The following is a 20,617-nucleotide window of genomic DNA, read 5'->3' as shown; positions in this document are numbered from 1 at the left end:
ATCTGCATATAACATAATTTACCCATAGACAAGCGGATCTATTACTTGGGTCAAGAGGACAGCTATTTGATAAAGGGGAATAATAGCTTCTGATTATCCGGCCACAGCATGTTGTCCAGATCAATCAGTTTCGTTCCTGTATCAAAACGTTCTGAAATGCTCTTGCCCTCAGCCAGCTGTACTGCTGAAGCCACGGCAAGATAACCGTTACTGTACGGATTCTGAACGACCATAGCGTCTACCGTTCCTTCCTGGAGCTTCTCCAGCATTTCAGGGGGATTATCGAAAGCAATGAACTTGATTCTGCCTCCGTAGCCCAGTTCGTCAATGGCCTTGCCGGCACCTATTGAGGCCTCGGCATTTAATGCGACTATACCCTTAATATCAGGAAAATTGTGAATCATGGTCCGGGTCAGCATCTCCGCCAGCCTCTCATCAGACCCGCAGTATTCCACATCCGCGATCTTGAGGCCGGGAAAACGGGCAATATAGTCCATGAAGCCCTCTTCTCTCTCGTCTGCATTCCGGGCTCCCTTCACGAAATTGACAATGCCAATCTCACCCTCGGTTCCGGTAAGCTGCACAAGACGCTCAGCCGCCTTCTGCCCAGCTTCGTAGTTATTCGCTCCGATATAGGACTTTACTTTGGCGGAAGCGACTTCCGCATCCATAGAGAGTACGGGTATCCCATGATAGGACGCCTGATCAGTGACCTGAGCCAAAGCCATATAATCACTGGCCGATAGTATAATGGCATCTGTCTCGTTCCGGATGGATTGCTTCATCAGACCGATCTGTCCTTTGAAGTCATTCTCATTAGCTGGTGCCAAGAAATCCAGCTTAACGTTATACTCCTTGGCAGCCACCTCTGCGCCCATCTTAATGGTCTTCCAGTAGTCACCGTGATCCATTTTGACAATCATGCTCACCCGGGTCACGGACTCTTCTTCAGCCCGGAAACTTGTAGGCAAGGAGCACGATCCAGCTGAAATAAACAAAATCATCATTACGCCTAACCGAACAACAAGCTGCCTGATCTTCATGATTGTCCTCCATGGTTCCAGCCATCTGCTCTGGTGACTACAGGAAGCCTTGCGGTTACTGACGTTCCTTCTTCCAGCTCACTCTCAAAAGTCAACCCATATGACTTGCCATAGTACAGAGAGATACGTTCATGCACATTCCTCACTCCCACGCCAGATCCGCTTCCCTGCCTGGCTCGTCCAGATAATATCCCTTTAAGTACCTCCTCTGACATCCCCATGCCATTGTCGGTCACCCGGATGAAGAGAGTTTCGTCCTGGGTCCAGGTGTAAATGCCAATAAAGCCCTCATCTACCATCATCTCAATGCCGTGGTGAATCGCATTCTCTACCAGCGGCTGCAGAATAAGCTTAAGCGTCATACAGTTCAATGCCTCGTCCTGAGCCTCAATTTCATACTGAAACTTATTCTTAAAACGGATTTTCTGGATAATCAGATAATTTCGCACATGCTCCAGTTCATCAAGTACCGGGATAATGTTGTTGCCCTTGCTAAGACTGATCCGGAAGAACTTGGATAAGGAGGTGATGGTCGTAACCACCTCTTCCTTTCGGCCCGCTTCCGCCATTCTTATGACGGAATTCAGTGTGTTGTACAGAAAGTGAGGGTTAATTTGAGCCTGTAGAACCTCAAGCTCCCCCTTTCGCTTCGCTTCCTGCTCCAATATAATCTGATCCATAAGCTCTCTGATTCTACGGATCATAAGATTGAATCTCTTGGAGAGCTGCTCCACCTCATAAGCTCCGCTTACATCGATAATCGTGCCGAAGTCGCCATCCTCCACCTTCTTCACTGACCTCTCCAGATTGCGCAGAGGCTTGGCGATACGATAAGAGACAAATACAGACACAAGCAGAACAATCCCCAGCATTACGAACAGAAACCACAGCATGAACGCATTAATGTCCTTCTTTGTCGTCATAATCTCGTCCGTGTAGGTCACACCCACGACCCTCCAGCCGGTTGGGTGTACAGTCTTGATGGTTATTATCCGGTCTTCCCCCGTGGAAGCATCCGCATAGCTGCCGAAGGAGTAATTCAGCACGGGCTCCAGATTCTCATATTTAAGTCCGGCGTAGATTAGCTGCTGCTGCGGATGATAGACCATGTTACCAAGACTATCAATGATATAGACGTAACCTTTCTTGCCGAGGCTTACCCGCTTACTTAGTTCATCAATAGTACGGAAGTTGATGTCCACAGCAAGAATTCCTTTTCTCTTCATTCCCCGATCCTGATAGCTGATCTCCTTACTCATAGTGACTACCCAGCGGTAAGGAGACTTGAATACATTTTGAATATGAGGCGCGGAGAATTGAAGAAGTCCCGGATGCTCCTGGGCAGCTTCGAACCAACCCTGTCTAGTCAATCTGGAATTGGAACGCATCCCGGCGCTTGGCGTGTTAAGTACCAGTTCTCCGTCCTTGGTGAACAAGGCAATGGATACGAGGTCTTCACGGGTATTAAGGATTGTTCCCAATTGGCTCTCCAGCTGCCCCATTAACTTCGGAGCGCTACCGACACGATCCTCTACCAGCTCAAAAATATCCTTCATACCCGAGACGTAGAATTCCAGATTAAGGTTCACCTGATCAATAATCTGGCCTATATTCAGGTATGTGTTCTCCTCCGAGGATTTGGAGAATTTGTTGTACAGCATAACACTGACCAGCAGCACGGTGATTATCGTAACTAACATGAACGATAAGGTAATCATGACCTGGATTTTCTTGTAGTGAAATCTTCCAAGCCGCTGAAATAAAGTCTTCCACAGTTTCATTGCACCTTGGCTCCGCCTCGATATTCTTTTGGTGAGATTCCGAACTTCTTGCGGAAGCAGAAGCTGAAGTAATTCGGGTCAGCAAAGCCTACCTGTTCGGCAATCTCAAATGCTTTTAACTCCGTATTCCGAAGCAGTTCCTGTGCCGCTTCCATTCTTATACCGAGAAGATAATTCACAAAGGTCATTTTGACCTCCTTCTTGAAGATGGCACTGAAATAACCTGTGCTGATATGCAAATGTTCACACACCTTGTTGATCGATATCTCGCTTTCCCGGTAGTGCTGCCGGATATATTCCTTTGCATCCATCACAAGGCGGTTATAGCTGGATTCCCGGTCCGAGGCAATCGAGTTCCTTAACTTCAGACAGAGAGCTCTGAACCATGCTTTGGCCTCCCCAGCGTGTGAGAACTTCGTGATCTCTCCGAGTCCGGTTACCCTGTTCTCTAACAGCCGATCCAGGTCCACCTGGATCTCCTTCGCCACCTTCACTGCAGCTGTCAGCATCTCCAGCAAATAAATTTGAAATTCCTGATATGAGATTTTACTATCCGTAATCCGGTCGAACAGCTGATCCATCAGCATACTGATCTCCTGCTCTGTGCCAACCTTCAGACATCGGACAAGCTCCTGCTCGTTGAAATCGCTAAAGGTGAACGGCTCCAAGGTCCGATTCTCCATATCCTCGATCCAGATCACCTTGTTCCCGCCATACAGCAACCGGTAATCAAGTGCCTGTACCGCATCTTTATAAGACATATACAGCCTTTCGAGACTGTCTTGTACACTTCCTGCCCCAAGCGTAATGGTCCGCTTCAAGTACCGCTCCATACTATGCCGGATCTCCTCCAGCATGCTGAGTGTTGACTGGCTTAGCGATTCCGGATCGCTCTTATTACTAATACTCAGTACCACGACCTCATCATGGTGAATAAAAGCATGGCCCTTCTCATACTTCCCTGCAATTTCCGATGTGATATTCAGCACAGCGAACAACTCCAGATCATGATCGAAGGCTTCGTTTATCGTATGGGGCCCTTCTGACTCTGGATTGGTGACCTCTGTCCTCTCATCATGAGCTTTGGGATCCAGCCTGATCACCGAGACCATATATTTGCCGCCTTCCAGGCTTAATGAGTAAGACTGCAGTTTGTCATGGATTTCATTCCTGGGAAGTCTGCGAGTTACCAGTGAAGACAAAAAGATACTTTGCAGCACAGGGAGATTCCGCCGATAGTGCTCGGTCAATAGATGGATGTTCTCTTTCTGGGCAACCTCTTCATCCATGTTCCCCTTAACTTTAAGCAGAATCTGGATAATTTCCTGGGAGGAAAATGGCTTAAGGACGTATTCATCAATTTGCAGCCGGATCGCTTTCTGGGCGTATTCAAATTCATCGTACCCTGTCAAAATGATGATTCGAGTCGCCGGGTAGTTCTCCCTGATCCACTCGGACAGCTGAAGCCCGTTCATAAAAGGCATCTGAATATCCGTAACTACAATATCGGGCTGATGCTTCTCAATCATCTCCGCAGCCTCGCGACCATTCTCGGCCGTATCCGCCACGGTAAAGCCTAATGCATGCCAATCGATTTCAGTCAGCAGCCCTTCTCTTACATCTGACTCATCATCGACTAAAATTAATTTATACACGATTACCCTCCTTGAATTAGGGTATGAGCCTCTAAAATAAACTTTGTGCAACCCCGTAAATTATTAAGATGCACAATCATTGTAACCGTTTACTTTTAAACCCTCAATGAATTTCTCACGATCAGATATTGGCATGTAATCCGGAGACAAAAAAAATCATCCCTTAGGGATGACGGATGAAATGGTTACTATTCCAATGTTTTGTAAAGCCGGTATCCCGAGCATTCGAACCCCATCCGTTCGTAGAACGGTTTGGCTTCTATACGTTCATCATCCCCGGTGGACAGGAAAAGCTCCTGACTGCCCTTTCGCTTACCCCAGGACTCAACTTCATGAATCAGTCTCTTTCCAATGCCTTTGCCTCTGTGATGCTCATCCACAACAAGTGCGGTAATACGTGTAACGGGCTGCTCCATTTCATGGGTCTGCAGCTGCTTAAGGCTGACGGTACCTACCACTTCACCGTCAAGTTCTGCTACAAAATTACGATAATGCGGATGATTCTCAAGTGCGGTAAGCCTCTCTTCCATTACGCTTACCGTCGTGGGATAACGAAGCTGTCTCATCAGAGACGTAATCTCCTTCGCATCTTCACGTGAACATTTGCGGATTAAGAGTGCCGGAGCACATACCTGATTACTCATTCAGCCCATTCCACCTTTAATAGACTTGCCGCCTTTTTGGCATGGATGCGCGCAGTCTCCACATCTTCATGTGCACTGAGTGCTACTGCCATCCGACGCCCCGGCTTACTGAGCGGCTTACCGAATAATCTAATTTGTGTTCGAGGAATTTCAAGTGCTTCATGGACCCCACTAATCTTAAAAGACAAGCCTTCCCGGTCAGCCTTCAGTGTAGCTGAAGCGCCCGGAGTCAGCACATGCACCGAAGGTATCGGGAACCCGAGAATAGCCCTAACGTGCAGAGCAAATTCAGATAGGTCCTGTGTAACCATGGTAACCATGCCGGTATCATGCGGACGGGGAGACACCTCACTGAACAGAACGCCCTGCTCTGTAATGAACAGCTCCACCCCGAACAATCCATATCCGCCAAGCGAGTCTGTAATGGAGCGTGCAATATCCTGTGCCTCTTGGAGGGCCTGACTGCTTATGTAATGAGGCTGCCAGGATTCAATGTAATCGCCGTCCTGTTGAATATGGCCGATGGGCGGACAAAAAGTCGTACCGGAAGCACTTCGAACGGTAAGCAGTGTGATTTCGCTGTCGAATTTGACAAAAGCTTCGACAATCACCGCCGCCCCCTTCGCACGTGCCCCTTCAAGCGCCGCATTCCAGCTGGCTTCAGCATCTTCCGGTGTCCGGCATACGGTCTGCCCCTTGCCTGAGGAACTCATCAGCGGTTTGACCACACAAGGTGTGCCTATCTCCTTCACGGCTTCTATAAGGCTGTCCAGACTGTCCGCGAACCTGTAAGCCGCCGTTGGTATGCCAAGCTCCTCGGCTGCAAGCCGCCGGATTCCCTCTCGGTCCATGGTAAGGCGGGCAGCACGGGCGGTTGGAACTACATGGTATCCTTCTTCTTCCAGTTCCAGCAGAGCCGAAGTAGCAATAGCTTCAATCTCAGGCACAATGATATCCGGCTTGACTTGACGAATCAGATTCTTCAGTGCCTCAGCATCCAACATGTCAATGACATGAGACTCATGCGCAACCTGCATAGCCGGCGCATGTTCGTACCGATCGACAGCTACAGTTCTGACACCTAATCTTTGGGCTTCAATGATGACCTCTTTGCCTAGCTCTCCGCTGCCAAGCAGGAGCATTGTTCTGGCATGATCAGAAAAAGGAGCACCCCACATTCGTCTGAAATCCCCCTAATTAATATGGATCCATTAAGTCAGTGTAAAATCTGCTTAATCATCCAATTCGATAAGTAGTTTCTTCTTATCTATTTTCCGGGTTTCTCGTCCAGAATGCAAGAGTGCTCCACTAAAAATTCACTCATTTCCGACAATTAGTTACAAAAATCTGAAATACCCTTCTATTAACTCACGGTAAATTCCCTATTGCTTCATAAGCTGGTCACGGTTCCCTGCCCGTCTGGCAGGCATGGCCATTCACTGGAATCCGGTCCTCCCATATTGACATAACCCGGGAGAGATTCAGTCCATTCGAACCGGGCCGAACCATCCTCTATCTGCTCAGTAGATCCGCCGAAGCTGTTGTTCGGTTGTGATCAGGCTTCTTTGGAGTTCTTCAAGCGCTGCTGTCTCCTCGCCGGAGCCGTCAATTTCGCGTATTTCCTTTTCCCATTCCAGCCACAAATTCATATAATGGTCACTTGCGCTTTCCTTCCTGAGTCTCGCCCCATCACAGTAGTATTGAGCATACTCGCCCTGTATCTTATCCACAGCAGCTTTGACCAGCTCCTCCAGTGGAGACTCGAGAGCGGCCCGCAGCGCCTCTCTTCCTGCGCCTTCGAAGAAATATTTCGGGTTCTTGAAAAAGTTCCAGTAAGGCCGCCAATCCAGCTTCCCTGTAAGCAATCCTTCTCCGATCACCGGAGTGGTCCAAGGTTCAAGATCCTTGGCATACAATAGCGGTCCAAGCTCACGCTGTCCAGCTTGCTCAGCCCAACTGACGCACTCTCTCTTCACCAAACTATCCACCTTGTTCTCCAGCCTCAAGGATGTAGCCTGAAGCTCACGTTCCAGCTCACCAGACAGCTGGGCAGTCCAATCATGCAGGGATACAGCGAATTTCTTCTTCAGATCCCCTCCGTCCTCTTGCAGCAGGGAGGGATGGAAGAATTCACGGTAGAGATCCATGGAAGCCAGACGCAGACGCTGCCGAACATGGAATAAAAGCTCATTTGCCTCCTGTATAATTTCACTGCTCAGGTCCAGCTTCTTCAGTTCTTGGAGTGCCTCCTCATAATTCGAACGCTCCTGATCCAGATGTAGGAGAATCCGCTCCCGGTCAAGACCGGATTGTGATAATGCAGAAAGCCTCTGCTGAACGCGAAGCACACTCTGATGAAGATCGTCAGCAGCCGAGCTTGCAGCCAGACCGCTGAGATCATTTCCTATAAAAGAATCAAAGGCGCCTTCAAATACCTCGAAGCCGGAAGCGGACAGCAGGTCCTGATTGCCTCTAAGCTTGGCATCCAGCGCATTCAGGCTGGACACGGGATAAATCTGCGGGCGTTCAATCCCCGCAGTACGAAGACTTGTATCCACATGAGATACAACCTCCTGCAATTCCTCTGAAGAGGACGCCAGATCTGACGCATTAACAATGAAGAACATCTTATCGAGGGCAAAGCTGCCTTTTACCCGTCCTAGCTGAGCTAGGAACTGCCGATCGGCGCGTGAGAACGCATGATTGTAGTACGTGACGTACAATAAAGCATCTGAATTTTTCATATATTGAAAGGTGACACCGGTATGCCGGGCATGGATAGAATCCGCACCGGGGGTATCCACCAGAACAATCCCCTGCTCTGTCAGCGGGCAGCTGTAGTACAAATCAATCCCGGCTACAAAGCAGGCTCTTGCCTCTTCAGCCACGAAAGCCGAGAATTCGACTATATCCACAGTTAGACTTGTCCCAAGATTGCCTTCATAGGAAGCCCAGCCCATAGCTGCCGCCTGCAAGAAGCTGTAATGAGATCGGCCAGAGGCTGGAATATCCTTCACTTTCAGCTTCCTGACCACCTCCAGCCAGGACTGCTCCTTCCAGTCTCCGAGCTGAAGCACGCTGAAGGAGTAGGCCAAGTCCTCCCGCATCGCCTCCGGAGTCTTCAGCATCACTACGGCTGTGCCGTGTGCATAATCTCCCTCCGGTGCCAGGATGCGGTTGATCGCCGCTGTGGTCGGATGCGGCGACACTGGCAGTACGCGGTGCCCCAGCAGGGCATTCGCGAACGATGATTTGCCCGCGCTGAAGGCTCCGAACAGCGCGACTGTGAACCGCCCGCGGCGCAGCTCGCCGGCGCGCGCGGTCAGCGCACGCACCCCCGCCGCGAAGGCGGGGTGCGGCGCAAGCGCCCCGGCCGCGCCTTCCAGCAGCGCGGCCGCTTCGTCCAGCCGCCGCCGGATCGGCGCGGCTGCGGGCACCGCGGGAGCTGCCGCCTGCACAGCTGCGGCTGCGGGCGCCTCCTGCGCCGCCTGCGTCTGCGGCGGCGCAGCGGGTTCCCTCACCTCCGGCAGTACGCCGGGGGTGAGGGCTGCGGGCGCGCCCAGCAGCGCCCGCAAGTGCGCGGCGCGTGCTGCGGCGCCGCGGTCAAGGGCCTCCAGACGCGCGGCAAGATTCGCGCGCGTCTGGAGCAGCTCGCGGCGCTGCGCAAGCTCGCCGCGGATGGCCTCCTGCTGCGGGGCCAGGCCCGCCAGCAGCTCGGCAGCAAGACCTATGGCGGCCCTGCGGTACGCCGCCGTAATGCCGGCTTTGACATCCGCTGCATAGTGCAGCGTTGACTCGCCGGATACCGTGGCTCCGGCCTTGACCGGGCCGGAGATCCAATCAAGACTTGGCTTCGGCAGCTCCTCATCCAATCTGGCCTCCCACCCGGCGAACCACAGGTTCTGCGATTGCCCAAGCTTCCGTAATAAGTCCCGGACGTGCCAATCCACCTGGGCCGAGACCTGCTCCGTCAGCTTCAGGTACAGCTCATCCTGCCGACGCTGCTTCTCGGCTTCCGTCTTGCCTGCCGTGAACACGAAGCCTATCTTGAAGCCCGGATTTCTGCTCTCCAGATAGAGCTGCGCCGCCTCCCGGATCGGCGGCGTCATCAGCTGGGCGCTGCCAAGCAGCTTGTCCAGCTCGGCAGCCAGCTCCGCTTGAAGCCTGGAAGGAAGAGTCTCATTCTCCTCCGCCTGCTGCCGCAGGACTTCCATCTCGTTCTCTACCCGCGCTGCCTCTTCTTCCCCACCCAGCTCATGGAGTAACCGTTCGCGCTCCGGCTCTTCCGCCTGGACCCACTGCTTCAGATGAGCCTCGGCGGTGTGGAACGCAGAGCAGGACAACGAATACTCGAGCAGGCCTTCCCTATGCTCTATCAATTCGGCAAGAATCCTCTCTAACTCGGGAAGCATCGTATGTGGATGATCCTGCTGTTTCAGGGATAAATAAAAAATACCCGCCGGCTTCACCTGCCATACTTCAAAGGCCTGCTCCACACTGCGTCGATAGCTGTCGAAGCTGAGCTCCTGATCCCGATGCTTATCGATCTGATTAACGACTAGATACACCGGCTTGCCCCAGTCCGATAGACTCTTGGCAAAGGACAAATTGGTCTCAGACTGCACATGGTTATAGTCCATTACATAGAACACCACATCCGCTAAATGAAGCGCCGATTCGGTCGCAAGCGCATGGCCAGCGTCATTTGAATCTACGCCCGGGGTATCCAGAAGCACGCCTTGGTTCCCGAGCAGTGGGATTTGATCCCATACCGCAATCCTTGTATATTCCTCCCCATTGCGGCAGTATTCTTCTAATTGCTCCAGAGGTGCGAGTACCGGCTCTTCCTCACCAGCTTTTGTGAGCATCACCTTAGGTGCGCCATTACGAATCATAACAACATTGGCACTGGTGGGCAGCGGGCTTGCTGGCAGCACTCTTTTGCCGCACAGGGTGTTGATCAGACTCGACTTTCCTGCAGAAAAGTGTCCGCAAAAGGCAATCGTAAGCTCTCCGGACTCCCGTTTGTGACCCAGCTCATCTATATCGCTGACGGCTCTGTGATTGCCCTCCTCACTCAGATAGGTTCTCAAGCTATGAAGTAACTGCTCTATCGTGAGCTCATTCTGTTCTGATAACGTTTTCATTTGAAAGCCTCTCTCCTGACCGCATTCTTCTAGGTTCTCTGTCGATCTTGAATATATAAATATGTTTATTTTATCATTCGAGATCAGCGCTTGGAAGCCGTCCTCAGGCAAAAAAAATAAAACCGAAAAACTTCGGTTTCATTTCTGGTCGTTCCATGATGAAGTTGTTCCGTCAGTCTGCCAACCTATTAGCCGGCTGTGACGACTTCGCTTTCGTCTGAAGGAATCAGGATTTCGAATACTTTGCCATGCTGAAGAATCGTAATTCCTCTGTTCTTGTCCTTCATTACAACCACTTCCGGTTTCTTGGCCATACGCTCCAAGTAATGCTCAGGAACCTCACCTGAGTCACTGATTGTAATTCCTTCAAGCTCACGCTCGTCATTTTCATTCAGATTAATCTCAATCACTTGTTCGAACATATCCGAGAAAAGCTCGAAATTGTCTGTGTACACGGAAATACATTTCATGTAATCTCATCCTCTACTATCAATATCATTTTTTGGTTTTGCTCTCTCTATCTTCTCTAAGCTGCGCAGTTTTCATACGCTTTTTGCCTTCCCGGCACACATCAAGGAGTGGGCATACCTGGCAGTTCGGGGACTGCGCCTTGCAGTGATACCGTCCGAAGAAAATCAGTCTGTGATGGGTCAGAGTCCATTCATCCCTCGGCACCTGCTTCATCAGCTTCTTCTCGACCTCTAAGACAGAATCTTTCCAGCCCGCAAGCCCGAGCCGCTTGCTAACACGCTCCACGTGGGTATCCACCGCAATCGCAGGAACCCCGAATGCGTTAGAGACCACGACATTAGCCGTCTTCCTGCCTACACCAGGCAGCAGTACAAGCTGGTCATGCTCTGAAGGAATCTCTCCACCATACTGTTCGATCAGAATCCGGCACAGATTATGGATGTGCTTCGCTTTATTCCGGTAGAGACCAATCCTGCGGATATCCTGCTCCAATTCTTCAATCGGAACAGATACATAATCAAGCGGAGTGCGGTACTTCTGGAATAAATCTGCCGTCACCTTATTGACCGTAGCATCTGTACATTGTGCTGACAGAAGCACGGCAATCGTCAGTTCAAAGGCGTTGCTGTGGCTTAGTTCACAGTGTGCATCCGGAAACATGGCTCCGATACTGTCCAGTATGTGTCGGACGCTGGCCGCCTTCATGTGCATTCCTCCCGGCAAAAAAAAGTCCTGATACGGGACTGAAGCCCGTATCAGGACGGTCAATCTCTGGAAAATGACTTATTGTTTTTCGATCTCAACCAGCTTGTCATTGTTGAAATATAATACAATATTATCATTTTCTTTGAGGGATTGCACGGTTAAAGTGGTGTCGCCTTGATGAACATATGTTTCCAAAGTGATTACGAACCGATAATTGTTATCGTTAAAGTCATGTTTCACATACACTTCTTTGGTAGAAGCATTATAGTAATTGAATGGACGCACAATAGAATTCAGAACGGTGAACACCAGCTGGCCGCTCTCATCCTTACGTACCTCAACATGATCAGATGCGGTGAGTGTGCTTGAGCCCGTGCTCACGACCCCATTTCTGACTACCTTAACACCGCTTGCGACGGAATAAGAAGTAGTCCCTCCTGTGTAATTCTTCACCGTAACAGATGTCCCGTCACTGCTCAGAACTTTACCCAGTTCCTGCTTCACAGCCTGCACAGACACCGCTGTTCTGCCATGAAACACCACATTGATAAATTGCCCTGCGGTTAGATCCGCAAGCTTAATGGACTGGCCATTTTCACCAAGAAGAACCGCCTTGTCCACGTAGAACTCATCCGTTACTCCTTTGGATTTGACCCGGATCCGGTTATTGTACGGATCTACCGATACCACTTCAAATTGGACCGGTGTCTTCACAGCCAGGGTCTGCACAGCGTCCTGCCCTGGCGTAAGAAGAGCAACCACGCTGCTGCCCGCCTTGATATCCAGCACTGACGGATTGGCAATTCCATACATTTCAATTGGCGGAATTGATCCTGTGTAGAACAAAGTCAGCAATTTTCCGCCTGATAGCTGAATTGTCACCGTCTTGGCTGATGTATTAGCTGATACATAAGTTCCCTCGTACTTATAGACAATTTGCAGAGCCAATACGCGGTTGCCAATATGAGTGATGCTGATTTTACGATCCTTGGTCAGCAGATATTCCGCTCCAGACAGCGTAGGCTGGGTAGTATTATAATCGAGCTTTGTCTTGTCATCCAGCTTGTACACTTCAAGCTTATTCTGTGCATTAATGACCGTAAGCGCCTTATATTTACTGTCATAAGAGACCACGTTCAGATCATTAAGCAGCTCGGACTGACGGCCCAGCACTTGAATCCGGGTAACTTTCTCCTGAGCGTCCAGGGTGATCTCCACCTGATCACCTGCGCTAGGATCAGCAATCAGATCTGACAATCCTGCGTCGGCAATTCCGTCAACAAGAATAGTCGGCTTATCAGCTAAAAACTTAGCCTCGAGCGAGCCTCCCGAGCTTTTGTATGTAACCAGCTTGCTCGTTCCATTAACATCTACCAGCATGCCCCTAACTGTTCGCTCAACGCTCTGAGTTACCTCAAGGCTTGTGAAGACATTGTTCTTCACTGTATACTTCACAGCCGAATTCGGCTTGAGCTCGGAAAGGCTGATAATCTGACTTTGATAACGGACAATCGTACTGTCATCCACCTTATACTGTTCAACACCTCCGGCAGCATCTTTAACGGTCAAGGTCTTACTGTTCAGATCAACGGCTTGAATCGTTCCGGTCCCACTCTTGTTTACAAGTCCTGACTTAACTTTGACCATGACCGTCTTCTTGTCAGGCGAGTAGGTTTCACGCTGAATTTCAATCGTGCTGTCAGCAGTCAATGCCGCAGCTGTGATGACTTTACCATTCTGGTCAATGAACTGGGTTCCCGCGTCATAACCATATGAAGTATATCCGCTGGCCGTACTAAGCCAAATGGTATTATCCCCGGTAATCTTGGCAAAAGTTCCTTCGGCGCTATCCACCTGCTGCTTCGGATCCGTTACCTCCACATAAGCTGCGGAGCCCGCCTTGTCAATCACAGTTACTTTAGTGTATGGCTTCAGATCGCTCTTCGCTTTCTTGGTCTCTGAATCACTTGTGAAGAATACGCTGCGGTTATCAAGCACAAAGCTGCGCGTCTTCCCGTTCATATACAAAGTCAGCTTGGAATCTGTAAGCTCCGAGATAACGCCCTCATAGACGCCGGCATATGCTGGATTCAGATAAGCTTGAGCGCGGCTGAAGAACGTTGCAATCTGTGCCCGGGTCACGACACCTCGCGGATCGAATCTGTTCGCATCCACTCCTTTGGTAAGGCCAAGATCCACCGCGACGGTTACGAATCCCCTTGCCCCTGCAGAGATCTTGGCATTGTCCGCAAATGCAGTAGCTTTCGATGCTGCTGCTTTAGCATCCGCTTCTTTGCCCAGTGCACGCACGATAATTTTGGCGATCCATTCCCGGGATGCCTTCTTGGTGCCCCATGTTTCTTTGGCTCCAGTGGTTGCCAATTCTTCAGTCTGGTCAATCAACTCGTGCTGAATAGCAAGCGCGACATAGGGTTTGAAATAGTTGCCGGTCTTCAGCTGATCTGGAACTACAGGTGCAGCAGGAAGCTTGCTGTCCAGGTTCATGAACCTCAAGGCAAGTGTGACCGCTTCTTCTTGGGTAATGCTGTCCCCAGGACGAAATCTTCCCTTGTCTCCAAGAATTATGCCTTGGGATGCGAGTTTATAGATATGCTTCTCAGCCCAATAGCCATTGGCTACGTCACTGAAGATCGAAGCTGTTCCTGTTGATTGAACCGAAGTTGTTGTTGTGGCAGCCGTTGTGGTTGTATCCGCAAATGCAGCAGCTCCACCGCTTAGGCACATAGCAGTAACAAGCATGGTGGACACTGCTTTACGAGATTGATGTTTACGGCTTCTTTTGTTAGACATGAAATTCTCCCCTTTAACAAAAAAAATGGACTGCTGTATTCAGATTTCGACATACAGCAGTCATATTCCTTTTCCAGTTCCTATTCTCTCGTCAGTGGGTGTGTCAGTTCGACATGGCCCATTAGAGTATCTGTCTTCTGCCCATCGATCAGCAGCTCCAGGCTTTTCACTTCATCAAATTGAAAGACTGTCTTCTTAAGCGCATCCAGAGCCAGGGATTCACCGCCTGCTCCAAGTCTCGCTTCGTCCGGAAGGTGAATATCCACGGTCAACATTCCGTCTTGGAGGCTTGCTGACTTGAAATTCACTTTCTCCCACAGCGGGTACAGCTTGCTGTCCCCACTGCTCTGAAGTGACTTCAAGGCAGCTCCGTATTTGTCCTGACCGCTCTCCGGCTTGATCTCTTTCTGAACCTTCTTCAGCTCAAGCATTTGATCATCCGTATAATAAGCATCGATGGTCAAGGTTTCTGGCTTCGGATCCGCCGAATCGACTGTACCTTGAGCTGTTCCCTGCTGCTCAGCTCCTCCAGTTGAGGTGTTCGAAGTTCCTGCAGCGTTAAAAGAATTCAGGGAATTATCGGTATTGCCAGCAGTCGATGAGTTCTTCGGAGCTGGGTCCGGGGCAGCCGCTGTCTGCGGCTTCTGCCCACAGCCTGCGCTTATGCCTACAACTACTACCAACAGCGCAGTGATCCAGATTTTTCTTGTCACTTTCGCTTCCTCCTTTCAGGAAACCTATTGAACTTTCAGATATTCCTTAATACCTGACGCTATGCCTTCAGCCACTCTGTCTTGGAATGCCTCTGTATAGAGAAGAGCCTCGTCTTTCGCATTACTGAGGTATCCGCATTCCAGCAGAACTGCCGGCATTGTCGTCTCGCGTGTTACATGAAGACTTGCGTAGCGAACCTTGCGGTCGGTAATTCCAGAAGCTTTAACCAGATACTTATGCATCACTTTAGCCAATTCCAGACTGGAGTTGCGCGTGTAGTAGGTCTCAACCCCGCTGGCCGCAGCTGGTCCCGCATTCGCGTGTACCGAGATAAATATGTCTGCCTTTAGCTTTTCCGCGATCTTAACACGTTCTGATAGAGAAGGATAAGTATCACCGCTTCGCGTAAGGACAAGATCAATATTCTTGTTGTTCTTAAGAAGCGCTTCCACTTTAAGAACAATGGCCAGATTGAAGTCTTTTTCCTTGCGGCCTTTGACGCTAATCGCGCCCGGGTCTGTTCCGCCGTGACCCGCATCAAGAACCACAAGCTTCTTCCCGCTTGTCCCTGGTGGGGTTACCGGCGTAGAGGAACCTTTGTTCAAATCAATGATAAATAAGCCATCTCCGGCATTTACCAATTCATAATTTTTGGCATAATTCAGGTCAATTACAATGCGCACTGTCGAAGGATTATTGCTGAATAGAGAAAAGCGCACCTGTGAAACGTCAGGATATCCATTGACCTGAATGGACCCGTTCTGCTTGTTATCCAGGATTCCGGATGGGAAAAGATCATCAAAGCGTGTATTTGGCACATCAACGACAATCCGGTCCGGTCCTGTCATCTTGAACACATTTGGTTTCACTTTCCCGCTTGTTGCCACAATAAGGCGGTTATCACTGAAGCTGATTCCACTAATCGTTGCAATTCCATCTGGCTGGGAAGTGTTTCCTTCATTACTGCTTGGGGTAATAAGGTATACAGATTTCGTTGTATGATCCCAGTTGACCTTCATGCCCATCTGCTCACTAATGAAACGCAGAGGAATCATGGAAGTGTCACCTTTAAGGTAAGGAGCTACCGGAACGATTGCAGTCGTCCCATTAACTGTAGCTGTCTTGCTGCCTACAACCAATTTAATCGAGGTATCCGTATTCTTTATGGTTACCGTGCCTGTCTTATTCTCCCAGTTGACTTTAAAACCAAGCTCCTCCATGACGACACGAATCGGAATCATCACACTGCCTTTGACTTCTTGAACCTGATTATTAGAGGTCAGTTTCAATTCTTTCCCGTCAAGATAGATATGCGTGCTTGCTTCAGCCGCACTCCCCAATCCGGGAAAAGCCAATAAAAAGACGAACAAAAATGCAAAAAAACCTAATTTCTTCATCCTTCACCCCTACCATTCTTGTTTTTGTTCAAGATGATTTCTGCACATTGTGCTATCCTTCGACATCACCTGAACGACTATTAGACGCGAGTTACTCTTAAAAGTTGCGAAAAATGCCAACTTTCCTGACATATTTCCCAGCTCATCACCCTACTTCTATTATCGTCATTCCTATCATTTTCATTAGAACAACCTATATTTAGCTCCAGATTCGACCTAACCAAACCTCTGAACAGATAAATTTATTTGTATAATTTGGATACTGCTTCCACAAAAAAAAGAACCCGCCATAGCGGATTCTTGATTAGGCTATATGGATCATGATCTGGTCATTGGATGCTCCAACTCTTCATGTCCCATCAAGGTATCTACCTTGCTGCCGTCAACCAGTAGTTCGATTGACTTGACCTCTTCGAATTGGAAAAAGGTCTTTTTCAATGCCTCTATGGCCAGGACTTCCCCGCCTGCACCCAGTCTTGCTTCATCAGGCAAATGAATATCAAGGGTCACTTCTCCGTTCTTGATTTCAAGGGACTTTAATTCTACCTTCTGCCACAGCGCGAACAGCTTGTCACTTCCACTGTCTTGCAGAGCCTTGAAGGCCTTCTCATATTTATCCTGTCCGTCCTTGTAAAAAATGTCCTTAGACTCTTCTTTCAGTTCCAGCATATCGCTATCCGTGTAATAAGAGCTAATCGTTAGCTTGGTGCCTGCTTCCTTAGTTTGCTCCGCTGTTTCGCCTGGTGAAGCCGCTGCTATTGTGCTGTCGGGTGAAGTGTCCGGAGTAGTCACCTTCTCTTGACTCACCCTTGTTACTCCTGGTGCACTAGTCTGCCCGTTGTCTGGAGGAGCAGATTGTGGCTTCTGCGCGCATCCCGCACTAACTAATGTAAGCAGGAGCAGCAGCCCTGTAATCATACTCTTTGTCTTCATGCTCATTCCCCCTGTTACCGGCCCCTTGTCTACTGCTGGCCAAGATATTCTTTGATACCTGCTACAATACCCTCAGCAACCCGGTCTTGAAACGCATCATCGTACAACAGAGGCTCATCATTCTTATTACTTAGGTATCCAATCTCGAGCAGGACAGCCGGCATATTTGTCTCCCTGGTCACTTTAAGACTCTTCTGTCTGACTTTCCGGTCGGGAAGCCCCGTTGCTTCAACCAGATATTTATGCATGACATTGGCCAGCTCGACACTGTCCGGCTTGGTATAATACGTCTCTGTTCCAGTCGCAGACGATACTGCACTATTGCCATGTACCGAGATGAAGAGGTCTGCTTTCAAATCATTCGCCATCTTCACCCGGTCACTTAGTGACGGATAAGTATCCCCGCTTCGTGTAAGCACAAAATCAATTCCCTGCACATTTTTCAGCAGTTCTTGAACCTTCAGGACGACAGCCAGGGTAAGTGTCTTCTCGTTCTTGCCCGTGATGCTGATGGCGCCCGGATCACTGCCGCCGTGGCCTGCGTCAATCACCACCAGCTTCTTGCCATTCCCTCCCGGTAAAGTTACCGGATTGGATGAGTTTGTGTTCAGATCCACGATAACCAGCCCGTCACCAGCGTTCAACAGCTGATAGTCTTTCGTATAGTTCAAATCTAGAACAAGACGTATAGTGGGTGGATTATTGCTGAATTGCGAGTACCTGATCTGCTTAACATCTGGATAATCAGTAACTTGAAGACTCCCTTGATTGGATTTGTCCAGTGGCTGGCTGCTCAAGAAGGAATCCGAGAACTTTGCGTTGATGATATCCAGTACAAGCCGGTCCGGATTGCTCAGCTTGGATACTTTGGTGGCCGCTTTCCCATCCATGGCCACAATTAACCTGTTGTCACTAAAGCTTATCCCGTTAATGGAGGAAAGTTGCGTTGGCTGAGTCTCACCAATAGATCCGCCTGCTGCATTTCCATTGCTCCCATTAGTAGTTCCATTTCCAGAAGACCCGCCCGGTACAGGGACTTGACCTGGGTTAACGCTTTCATTTCCAGATCCGGAACCACCGTTAGAACCACTGCCGCCCCCGCTCTGGTAATCAGGCGTGGTAAGAAAAGCGGTCTTCAGCTTATTATCCCAAAGCACCTTGAGTCCGGTCTGTTCGGATACAAATCGCAGAGGAACGTAGGTCACATTTCCTTTTTGTATAGGAGGAGTAGACATAACAATCTTATCTCCATTAACATATGCCGTTCTCTTATCCACCGTTAAATTCAATACCCGGCTTCCCTGCTCAATGGTCACTTTCTTGGATTTGTTGTCCCAATTCACGCTATAGCCCAATTCTTCCACAACAACACGAATCGGCACCAATACATTTCCTGAAATCTCCTGAACCTGACTGCCCTTAGCCAGCTTGATCTCTCTTCCGTCCAGCTTAATGTGCGTTTCGCCCGGTGCCGCGTGTCCCTGGCCAGGTAATGCCAATAAGAAAAAAATTAGAAATGCTAACCATCCAAGTTTCTTCATCCTTCTCCCCTACCATCCTAATCAAAATTGTGTGCAAAGACGTTCAGGTATCTTCACCTGAGAACAACGGGATACATGGACAATAAAGCTGGCATATTGCGACAATTTAGTCGCTACTTTCTCTTAATTGCTGCGAATTAGTACCATTTTATCAGGAAAAAATTGCATTTGATAGAGTTGAAATAGAAACAGATTTGTAATATGCGCATGTGAAAAAGAACATTATTGCTCAGCGTTGCAAAAATTCATCCACACTGATTTGTTGTTTTGTATAATCTGCGCCGATGCTCTTTAGCTGATCTTCAATATGAGCAGCGCTGCTCTCAATGCCCTTAAATACGAGAAGAGGTACTTCCTCCAGATAAGTCTTCGCTTGTGTATAATCACAAGAGAACGTCTTTTTGATGAACACAAGGGTTTTCACCCTGTCGGCACCGGGTCCGCAAATGAACACTTTATAATAGTCATACGTTCCGCCTACGTCATTCTCCGATTCCTCATCTTCCATACTGCGGGGAAGCAGGACGCTGTTCAGAAATTCAGCCAGATTATCATAGGCTATCTGGAAATCCCAGGTTCCCGCCCCATGCGGAGCCGTATAAATAGCCGTGTCCCCTCTCGACAGGTCGAGACAATAAGGATCGCCTTCATCAGATGCGATGACCAGATAATCAGTCGGCCAATCTGTTATGAACTCCTCTTTAACTGGATTAAAGCTGTAGCCAGATTGACCCTGGGTCAAGTCTATGGCGCCATAAATATCTAGATTGATATAGTCATCCGTGTTCCAGGAGACCGCCTGGGGCACAAAATGCTTCAGGAAGTATAAGTATTCATCAGGCAGCGTCCACTGAGCGGCGACCCTTTGTAGATCCTCATCCTCAGCCACAGTGTACAGCTGCATTGGATATTTGGCGTAAAAGGCCGGATCCTGCTCTCTTGTTCTCCTTACAGCGGCTTGCATTTTCTCCAGTACCTCATCGATCTCTTGATAATTACTACTCAAATAACCCACCACCCTTCGTATCCTTATCCCGCCATAAAAAATGCACCCCTTGTATATCATTGGCTGTACCCAAAGGGTGTCCAAAGTCTATACCAAGAGGTGCAATCCCATAGTCTGAAATCAGACTCGTTCCGGATTATAACAAAAATTAAGCGAATAAGCGGGCAGCGTTCTTCTCTTCGTAGGCAGAAATCTCGTCCTCATGCTTAAGCGTAAGCCCGATATCATCCAATCCTTGAAGCAGGAACTGGCGGCGGTGCTCGTCGAGGTCGAAGTTAATTACAAGACCGTACTCATCCGTAATCGTCTTGTTCTCAAGATCAACATTCAGCTTGTAGCCCTCATGAGCTGCTGTACGCTGGAACAAATCTTCAACCTGCTCCTCGGAGAGGACAATAGGCAGAATTCCGTTCTTGAAGCAGTTATTGTAGAAAATATCTGCAAATGAAGGTGCGATTACACAGCGGAAGCCATAGTCCATAATCGCCCAAGGCGCATGCTCACGGGAGGAGCCGCAGCCAAAGTTAACGCGGGAGATAAGAACGGAAGCTCCCTCATAACGAGGCTTGTTCAGTTCAAAGTTAGGATTCACATTGCCTTCTTCATCAAAACGCCATTCGAAGAAAAGGAATTGTCCGAATCCCGTGCGCTCAATACGCTTAAGGAATTGTTTAGGAATAATAGCATCGGTATCTACATTGACACGGTCTACAGGACCCACGATACCGTTAAGTTTAGTAAATGCTTGCATGGTTATTGTCTCCCCTCT

General features: G+C 49.2%; 15 protein-coding genes. All 15 read right to left on the bottom strand.

Annotated features, from left to right (window positions below; all coding sequences use genetic code 11):
* Positions 1-62: 62 nt before the first annotated feature.
* A complete protein-coding gene (locus LDO05_RS08810) occupies positions 63-1,043 on the bottom strand; it encodes a substrate-binding domain-containing protein (protein WP_251378459.1) in 981 nt (326 codons plus the stop codon).
* Positions 1,040-2,824, bottom strand: a complete 1,785-nt coding sequence (locus tag LDO05_RS08805; protein WP_251378458.1) for a sensor histidine kinase — start codon at positions 2,822-2,824, stop codon at positions 1,040-1,042. Before LDO05_RS08805 ends, LDO05_RS08810 begins: the two co-directional genes overlap by 4 nt.
* Positions 2,821-4,479, bottom strand: coding sequence for a response regulator (locus LDO05_RS08800; RefSeq protein WP_251378457.1), 1,659 nt, complete (start codon positions 4,477-4,479; stop codon positions 2,821-2,823). The genes LDO05_RS08805 and LDO05_RS08800 overlap by 4 nt, the downstream gene beginning before the upstream one ends.
* A 188-nt stretch (positions 4,480-4,667) precedes the next feature.
* Entirely contained in the window at positions 4,668-5,123 is a 456-nt protein-coding gene (locus LDO05_RS08795) for a GNAT family N-acetyltransferase (RefSeq protein ID WP_251378456.1), read from the bottom strand.
* Entirely contained in the window at positions 5,120-6,301 is a 1,182-nt protein-coding gene (gene purT / locus LDO05_RS08790) for a formate-dependent phosphoribosylglycinamide formyltransferase (RefSeq protein ID WP_251378455.1), read from the bottom strand. Before purT ends, LDO05_RS08795 begins: the two co-directional genes overlap by 4 nt.
* A 342-nt stretch (positions 6,302-6,643) precedes the next feature.
* Positions 6,644-10,270: a dynamin family protein gene (locus LDO05_RS08785; RefSeq protein WP_251378454.1), complete on the bottom strand. Its 3,627-nt coding sequence runs from the start codon at positions 10,268-10,270 to the stop codon at positions 6,644-6,646.
* Between the two features lie 188 nt (positions 10,271-10,458).
* Complete coding sequence (locus tag LDO05_RS08780; protein ID WP_251378453.1) at positions 10,459-10,740, bottom strand: NAD/NADP transhydrogenase alpha subunit; 282 nt, start codon at positions 10,738-10,740, stop codon at positions 10,459-10,461.
* A 25-nt stretch (positions 10,741-10,765) separates the two neighbouring features.
* Positions 10,766-11,446, bottom strand: a complete 681-nt coding sequence (gene nth / locus LDO05_RS08775; protein ID WP_251378452.1) for an endonuclease III — start codon at positions 11,444-11,446, stop codon at positions 10,766-10,768.
* Positions 11,447-11,524: 78 nt separating this feature from the next.
* On the bottom strand, positions 11,525-14,257 hold the full coding sequence (locus LDO05_RS08770; RefSeq protein WP_251378451.1) for an S-layer homology domain-containing protein: 2,733 nt from the start codon (positions 14,255-14,257) through the stop codon (positions 11,525-11,527).
* A gap of 80 nt (positions 14,258-14,337) precedes the next feature.
* On the bottom strand, positions 14,338-14,970 hold the full coding sequence (locus tag LDO05_RS08765) for a GerMN domain-containing protein (protein ID WP_251378450.1): 633 nt from the start codon (positions 14,968-14,970) through the stop codon (positions 14,338-14,340).
* 24 nt (positions 14,971-14,994) lie between these two features.
* Positions 14,995-16,368: an N-acetylmuramoyl-L-alanine amidase family protein gene (locus tag LDO05_RS08760; RefSeq protein ID WP_251378449.1), complete on the bottom strand. Its 1,374-nt coding sequence runs from the start codon at positions 16,366-16,368 to the stop codon at positions 14,995-14,997.
* A 318-nt stretch (positions 16,369-16,686) separates the two neighbouring features.
* Positions 16,687-17,301 carry a GerMN domain-containing protein gene (locus LDO05_RS08755; protein ID WP_251378448.1) on the bottom strand — a complete coding sequence of 205 codons (615 nt, stop codon included), beginning with the start codon at positions 17,299-17,301 and terminating at the stop codon, positions 16,687-16,689.
* Between the two features lie 29 nt (positions 17,302-17,330).
* Positions 17,331-18,842, bottom strand: coding sequence for an N-acetylmuramoyl-L-alanine amidase family protein (locus tag LDO05_RS08750; protein ID WP_251378447.1), 1,512 nt, complete (start codon positions 18,840-18,842; stop codon positions 17,331-17,333).
* 229 nt (positions 18,843-19,071) lie between these two features.
* Positions 19,072-19,848, bottom strand: coding sequence for an SMI1/KNR4 family protein (locus LDO05_RS08745; RefSeq protein WP_481857032.1), 777 nt, complete (start codon positions 19,846-19,848; stop codon positions 19,072-19,074).
* A gap of 148 nt (positions 19,849-19,996) precedes the next feature.
* A complete protein-coding gene (gene leuD, locus LDO05_RS08740; RefSeq protein ID WP_251378445.1) occupies positions 19,997-20,599 on the bottom strand; it encodes a 3-isopropylmalate dehydratase small subunit in 603 nt (200 codons plus the stop codon).
* Positions 20,600-20,617: the final 18 nt, after the last annotated feature.

Source organism: Paenibacillus sp. YPG26 (assembly GCF_023704175.1).
Taxonomy (GTDB): Bacteria; Bacillota; Bacilli; order Paenibacillales; family Paenibacillaceae; genus Fontibacillus.
Note: the sequence above shows the minus strand (reverse complement) of the source record. Positions and strands in the feature narration are given on the sequence as shown.

Coding starts and splice junctions, on each gene's coding strand:
- purT (WP_251378455.1), bottom strand. CDS start 6,301: ATGTGGGGTGCTCCTTTTTCTGATCATGCCAGAACAATGCTCCTGCTT.
- LDO05_RS08805 (WP_251378458.1), bottom strand. CDS start 2,824: ATGAAACTGTGGAAGACTTTATTTCAGCGGCTTGGAAGATTTCACTAC.
- LDO05_RS08750 (WP_251378447.1), bottom strand. CDS start 18,842: ATGAAGAAACTTGGATGGTTAGCATTTCTAATTTTTTTCTTATTGGCA.
- LDO05_RS08785 (WP_251378454.1), bottom strand. CDS start 10,270: ATGAAAACGTTATCAGAACAGAATGAGCTCACGATAGAGCAGTTACTT.
- LDO05_RS08795 (WP_251378456.1), bottom strand. CDS start 5,123: ATGAGTAATCAGGTATGTGCTCCGGCACTCTTAATCCGCAAATGTTCA.
- leuD (WP_251378445.1), bottom strand. CDS start 20,599: ATGCAAGCATTTACTAAACTTAACGGTATCGTGGGTCCTGTAGACCGT.
- LDO05_RS08755 (WP_251378448.1), bottom strand. CDS start 17,301: ATGAAGACAAAGAGTATGATTACAGGGCTGCTGCTCCTGCTTACATTA.
- LDO05_RS08760 (WP_251378449.1), bottom strand. CDS start 16,368: ATGAAGAAATTAGGTTTTTTTGCATTTTTGTTCGTCTTTTTATTGGCT.
- LDO05_RS08780 (WP_251378453.1), bottom strand. CDS start 10,740: ATGAAATGTATTTCCGTGTACACAGACAATTTCGAGCTTTTCTCGGAT.
- nth (WP_251378452.1), bottom strand. CDS start 11,446: ATGAAGGCGGCCAGCGTCCGACACATACTGGACAGTATCGGAGCCATG.
- LDO05_RS08770 (WP_251378451.1), bottom strand. CDS start 14,257: ATGTCTAACAAAAGAAGCCGTAAACATCAATCTCGTAAAGCAGTGTCC.
- LDO05_RS08810 (WP_251378459.1), bottom strand. CDS start 1,043: ATGAAGATCAGGCAGCTTGTTGTTCGGTTAGGCGTAATGATGATTTTG.